This window comes from Thermus sp., assembly GCF_056332225.1.
The window spans coordinates 1-5,253 of record NZ_JBWGQW010000072.1 but is presented as its reverse complement, the minus strand read 5'-3'; the positions used below and the strand labels follow the sequence as shown (position 1 = coordinate 5,253).

Here is a 5,253-nt window from a genome sequence, read left to right as displayed (position 1 = left end):
GCAAGAGGGGGAGCGGTTCTTGAGGAGGAAGCCCTCCACCCGCCCGAGGCCCCGCAGGAAGGCCTCGGCGAAGGCCTCCATCCTCTCCGTGAGGTCCTCCCCGGTCCGGGGCTGGACCATCCTGGGACCCCCTTCCCCCCGCACCAGGCGCACCACGGGCCTCGGCACCCCGAGGCCGATCTCCACCTCGGGGCAGACCGGGGCGAAGTCCACGTGCTCCCTCAGGGCGGCCACGACCTTGTCGGGGATGAGCTCCCCCGAGTAGCGCACCGCGGCGAACCCCAGGCAGGCGCTCACCACGAGGCGGGGCTTGGGCCAGGAGGAGGCCATGACCCCATGGTAGCGGGCGGCGGCCAAGAAGGGCCCTAGAATGGAGGGGTGGCGGAAGTCCGCGTGGGCACGGCGAGCTGGACCGACCCCACCCTCCTCGCCTCGGGCTGGTACCCTCCCGGGGCGAGAAACCACCCGGAAAAGCGCCTCCGCCACTACGCCCGCTTCTTTGACACCGTGGAGGTGGACAGCACCTTCTACGCCCTGCCCCGCCTCGAGGCGGTGCGGAAGTGGGCGGAGAGGACCCCAAAGGGCTTCCTCTTCCACGTCAAGGCCTTCTCCGCCTTCACCGGGCACGGCCTGGAGGCGGGCGCCCTTCCCAAGGACCTCAAGGCCCTCCTCCCCCAAAAGGAAGGCCACCTCCCCCAGCGGGAGGTGCCGGAGGAGGTGGTGGAGGAGGCCTGGGGGCGCTTTTTCGCCGCCCTAGAGCCCCTGAAGGAAGCGGGCAAGCTGGGCTACCTCCACTTCGGCCTTCCCCCCTGGACCGAGCCCAAGCCCCGGAGCTTCCAGTACCTGGAGCGCCTGGCGGAAAGGACCCAGGGGTACCTGGTGGCGGTGGAGTTCCGAAACCCCAGGTGGTACGCCGCCTGGGGCTTCGTGAAAAAGGAGCTCGCCCGCCTCGGCCTCGTCCACGTGAGCGTGGACGCGCCCCCCCACCCCGAGGCCCCGCCCAGGGTCCTGGAGCCCACCCGGGAGGTGGCCGTCCTCCGCTGCCACGGGCGGAACGCCGAGACCTGGAAGGGACCCCACCGAGCCCCCTACGAGCGCTTCAACTGGCGCTACTCCGAGGAGGAGCTTCTGGACCTCGCCCAGGCCACCCGCACCCTGGCGGAAAGGGCGGAGCGGGTCTATATCATCTTCAACAACAACTACGGCACCCAAGGGGTGGAGGCCGCCCTGGGCCTGAAGCGCCTTCTGGGCCTCTAGAGGGCCAGGGCGAGCCCCTCGGCCCTGGGGTCGCTCGCCCCCACGAGGGCCTCCCCCAGGCGGAAGACCGCCTGCCCCCGCCCGAAGAGGCCGTACTCCGCCTCGTAGCGCACCCGGTGCCCGAGGTCCTTGAGGAAAAGCGCCGTGGCCTGGGGGATGCCGGGCTCCAGGAGCACCTCGTCCCCCGGCACCACCTGCCAGCGGGGCCGGTCCAGGGCCGCCTGGGGGTTCAGGCCGAAGTCGGCGAGGCCCACCACCACCTGGACGTGCCCCTGGGGCTGCATGAACCCCCCCATGACCCCGAAGGGCCCAAGGGGCCTCCCCTCCCGGGTGAGGAAGCCCGGGATGAGGGTGTGGAAGGGCCGCTTCCCCGGCCCCACCCGGTTCGGGTGCCCCTCCTCCAGGGAAAACCCCAGGCCCCGGTTCTGCAGGGCGATCCCCGTCCCCGGCACCAGGACCCCGGAGCCGAACCCCTGGTAGTTGGACTGGATCAGGGAGACCATCACCTCCCCGTCCGCCGCCGCGAGGTAGACCGTCCCCTCGGGGCGAAGCCCGGGAAGGACCCGGGGAAGGGCCCTTTCCCCGATGAGCCTCCTCCTCTCCGCCGCGTAGGCCTTGGACAGGAAGGCCTCCGGGGAGAGCTCCATGTGCCGGGGGTCGGCCACGAAGCGGTAGGTGTCCGCCAGGGCGAGGCGCATGGCCTCAATCTGCACGTGGTAGCTCCAGGGGTCCTCCGGCCTCAGGTCAAACCCCAAGAGGAGGTTCAGGGCGAGGAGGACCGCCACCCCCTGGCCGTTTGGGGGAAGCTCCCACACGGTGAGGCCCTTGTACTCCGTGGAAAGGGGGGCCACCCACTCCGGGGCGTGGCCCTCGAGGTCCTCCCGGGCAAGGAGCCCCCCCGTGGCCTCGCTGAAGCGGAGGAGGGCCTCGGCCAGGGGCCCCCGGTAGAGGCTTTCCCCGTAGCTCTCCGCGATCTCCCTCAAGGTCTTGGCGTGGAGGGGGCTCCGCCACACCTCCCCCGCCCTTGGGGCCCTCCCCCCGGGGAAGAAGACCTCCTTGAAGGCCTGGAACTCGGGCCCCTCCAGGGGGAGAAAAACGCCCTCCGCCCGCCGCCAGCTCCTCGCCGTCTCCGGCCCCACGGGAAAGCCCTCCTCGGCGTAGCGGATGGCGGGGGCGAGGACCTCGGCGAAGGGAAGCCTGCCCCAGCGCTGGTGCAGGGCCCGCCACCCCGAGACCGCCCCGGGCACGGTCACGGGAAGCCAGCCCCTTTCCGGCATCCTTCCCTCGGGCAGGCGCTCGGGAGTGAGGGCCATGGGGCTTTTCCCGGAGGCGTTCAGGCCGTGGAGGGCCCCGTCCCACACCAAGGCGAAGAGGTCCCCCCCGATCCCGTTGGCGGTAGGCTCCACCACGGTGAGGCAAGCGGCCATGGCGAGGGCGGCGTCCGCGGCGCTTCCCCCTTTGAGGAGGACCTCCATTCCCGAAAGGGCCGCAAGGGGCTGGCTCGTGGCCACCGCGCCCCGCCTTCCCAGGACCACGTGGCGGCGGGAGGCGTAGGGGTAGTGGGTGAGGTCCATGCCCTCATGCTACCTTTAGGGGGATGGCGAGGCCGCCCCTCACCGAGGCCCAGGAGGACTACCTGAAGCACCTTTTCCTTCTGGAGGAGGCCCTGGGGGGGCCCGTCCCCACGCAGGCCCTGGCGGAGCGCCTCTCGGTCAAGCCGCCCTCCGTGACGGAGATGCTGAAGAAGCTCAAGGCCCTGGGCCTCGTGGAGCACGAGCCCTACCGGGGGGCCCGGCTCACGGAGCGGGGAAGGAAGGTGGCCCTCGAGGTCCTGCGCCACCACCGCCTCCTCGAGGCCTACCTCCACCAGGCCCTGGGCTACGGCTGGGAGGAGGTCCACCAGGAGGCGGAGAGGCTGGAGCACGTGATCAGCGAGGACCTGGAAGAGAGGATCGCCGAGGCCCTGGGCCACCCCCCCTTTGACCCCCACGGGGACCCCATCCCCACCAAGGACCTGACCCTCCCCTCCTCCAGGGCCCTCCCCCTCACCGAGGCCCCCCTGGGGCGGGCCCGGGTGGCCCGCGCCCTGGCCCAGGACCGGGGCACCCTGAACCTCCTCGCCCGGCTCGGCCTCACCCCGGGCCGGACCCTGAGGGTGCTGGAGGGGGGCGAAGGCGTGCGGGTGGAGGTGGAGGGGGAAGTGTACCTCCTGCCCCGGGCCCTGGCCCAGGCGGTGGGGGTGGAGCCTTTGGGCTAGGGGCATGCGCCCCGGGAACCTGGAGGCGGCGGAGCTACTTCACTCCAGGCCCAGGTAGACCAGGGTGCGGAAGGCGTGCTGGAGCCTGGCCCCAAGCCGGGAGTGGAGGGCCTTTTCCGGCTCCAGGACGGAAAGGAGGTTCGGGGCCTGGGCGAGGTAGAGGGCGGCGATCTCCCGGAAGGGGTCCACGAAGAAGAAGGTGCCGCCGAAGCCCGCCCAGGTCCACTCCCCGGGAGAGGCCGGGGAAAAGCCCATGGGCTCCACCCGCACCGCCACCCCGAGGCCGAAGCTGTACCCGGGCCCGGGCAGGTACTCGGGGCCCCGCTTGAGGCCCTCGGGGTAGAGGGCCCCCAGGTGGTCCTGCACCATGAAGCGGGCCAGGGCGGGGTGGAGGAGGCCCTTCCCCGTCCTTAGGGCCTCGAGGAAGCGGAGGTAGTCCCGGGCCGTCCCCACGCCCCCCATCCCCCCGGCGTAGCGGGGCGGGGGGCTTTCCACCGGGAGGAGGCGGAGGCTTCGGCCCGTCTCCGGGTCCTTGGGGAAAGGCTGGGCCAGGCGGGCGGGGTCCAGGGCCTGGAAGCCCGAGTCCTCCATGCCGAGGGGAAGGAAGACCCTCTCCTCCAAAAGCTCCGCCAGGCTCCGCCCCGAAAGGGCCTCCAGGAGGTGGCCGAGGAGGTCGGTGGCGAGGCCGTACTCAAAGGCCTCACCCGGCTGGAAGCGCAGGGGAAGGGCGGCGAGGCGCTCCAAGAAGGCCTCCCGGGAGAGGTCAAACCGGTCCACCCCGGCCTCGAGGTAAAGCCCCTTCACCGGGGAGCGGAAGAAGACCCCGTAGGTGAGGCCCGCCGTGTGGCGGAGGAGGTCGTAGACGGTGAGGGGGCGCTTCAGGGGCTCCAAGACCACCTCCTCCCCCACCTCCCGGCCCACCTTGAGGGCGGCAAAGCCGGGCAGGTACTTCTCCACCGGGTCCAGGAGGGAAAGCTTCCCCTCCTCCACGAAGGTGAGGGCCAGGGCCGAAACCCAGGGCTTGGTCATGGAGTAGAGGCGGAAGAGGGCGTCCTCCCGCATGGGAAGCCCCCGCCCCGGGTCCAGGTACCCGTAGACCCCCAGGAAGGCCACCTCCCCTCCCCGGGCCACCAGGACCACGGCCCCGGGGAGGAGGCCCTCCTCCACCATGCGCCGGAAGTAGGCGTCAAGCCTCCTCAGGTCCATCACCACCCCTCAGGAACGGGCTTCCTTGGGCCCAAAAGGAGCCAGAGGGCGAGGAGAAGAAGCCCCAAGGGCAAGAGCCACTTCGCGAAGAAGCCCAAAAGGCCGAGGGCGGCCCCCAAGAGGGCGAGGAACAGGGCCACGGGGAGGGCCAAGGCGGCGAGGAGGAGGGCGAAGATGGCGAGGGCCAGGGCCACGAAGGGGCTCAGGAGAAACCAGGCGAGGACGAGCCCCACCAGGAGGAGGAACCCGCCGAGAACCCGCATGCCCCAAGCCTACACCCTCTTCCGCCTCCCGCACCCCGGTTGATGCCCGAGCGAAGGCTAGACCTTTTGGGGCCCCCACCGCGGCGAAAGCCGCGGTGGGGTACCTATCAGGCGGGGGCCGCCCCGACCGTCCTCCCCCCGTCCACGAAGAGGACCTGGCCGGTGATGAAGCTGGACTCGTCGGAGACCAAAAAGAGGGCGGCGTAGGCCACCTCCAAAGGCTTCCCCGCCCGGCCCAAGGGCGTGGCGGCGATGGCCTTGGCCATCGCC

General features: G+C 71.5%; 7 protein-coding genes. 2 read left to right on the top strand and 5 right to left on the bottom strand.

The genetic code is table 11. The features are described from left to right. A partial coding sequence (locus AC01Y6_RS09405; protein ID WP_476671259.1) for a 2-thiouracil desulfurase family protein occupies positions 1-330 on the bottom strand: 330 nt, incomplete at its 3' end. 48 nt (positions 331-378) lie between these two features. Here AC01Y6_RS09405 and AC01Y6_RS09400 point away from each other — a divergent pair. Further along, entirely contained in the window at positions 379-1,257 is an 879-nt protein-coding gene (locus AC01Y6_RS09400) for a DUF72 domain-containing protein (protein WP_476671257.1), read from the top strand. On the opposite strand, the gene AC01Y6_RS09395 is transcribed toward AC01Y6_RS09400, so the two are convergent. Beyond that, positions 1,254-2,831: a gamma-glutamyltransferase family protein gene (locus AC01Y6_RS09395; protein WP_476671256.1), complete on the bottom strand. Its 1,578-nt coding sequence runs from the start codon at positions 2,829-2,831 to the stop codon at positions 1,254-1,256. The genes AC01Y6_RS09400 and AC01Y6_RS09395 overlap by 4 nt on opposite strands. Before the next feature lie 23 nt (positions 2,832-2,854). Here AC01Y6_RS09395 and mntR point away from each other — a divergent pair, with 23 nt between their 5' ends. Further along, positions 2,855-3,514 carry a manganese-dependent transcriptional regulator MntR gene (gene mntR, locus AC01Y6_RS09390; RefSeq protein ID WP_347240222.1) on the top strand — a complete coding sequence of 220 codons (660 nt, stop codon included), beginning with the start codon at positions 2,855-2,857 and terminating at the stop codon, positions 3,512-3,514. A gap of 39 nt (positions 3,515-3,553) precedes the next feature. Here mntR and AC01Y6_RS09385 read toward each other — a convergent pair whose 3' ends face one another. The 3 genes from AC01Y6_RS09385 to AC01Y6_RS09375 all read right to left on the bottom strand — a co-directional run. Further along, positions 3,554-4,720: a serine hydrolase domain-containing protein gene (locus AC01Y6_RS09385; protein WP_476671262.1), complete on the bottom strand. Its 1,167-nt coding sequence runs from the start codon at positions 4,718-4,720 to the stop codon at positions 3,554-3,556. Beyond that, positions 4,720-4,983, bottom strand: coding sequence for a hypothetical protein (locus AC01Y6_RS09380; protein WP_347240219.1), 264 nt, complete (start codon positions 4,981-4,983; stop codon positions 4,720-4,722). The genes AC01Y6_RS09385 and AC01Y6_RS09380 overlap by 1 nt, the downstream gene beginning before the upstream one ends. Before the next feature lie 107 nt (positions 4,984-5,090). Next, the coding region (locus AC01Y6_RS09375; protein ID WP_476671261.1) for an SDR family oxidoreductase at positions 5,091-5,253 on the bottom strand (163 nt) is incomplete at its 5' end.

Bases quoted from the DNA above. Each gene is read 5' to 3' on its own strand.
- AC01Y6_RS09395 (WP_476671256.1), bottom strand. From the start codon at position 2,831: ATGGACCTCACCCACTACCCCTACGCCTCCCGCCGCCACGTGGTCCTG.
- mntR (WP_347240222.1), top strand. From the start codon at position 2,855: ATGGCGAGGCCGCCCCTCACCGAGGCCCAGGAGGACTACCTGAAGCAC.
- AC01Y6_RS09385 (WP_476671262.1), bottom strand. From the start codon at position 4,720: ATGGACCTGAGGAGGCTTGACGCCTACTTCCGGCGCATGGTGGAGGAG.
- AC01Y6_RS09380 (WP_347240219.1), bottom strand. From the start codon at position 4,983: ATGCGGGTTCTCGGCGGGTTCCTCCTCCTGGTGGGGCTCGTCCTCGCC.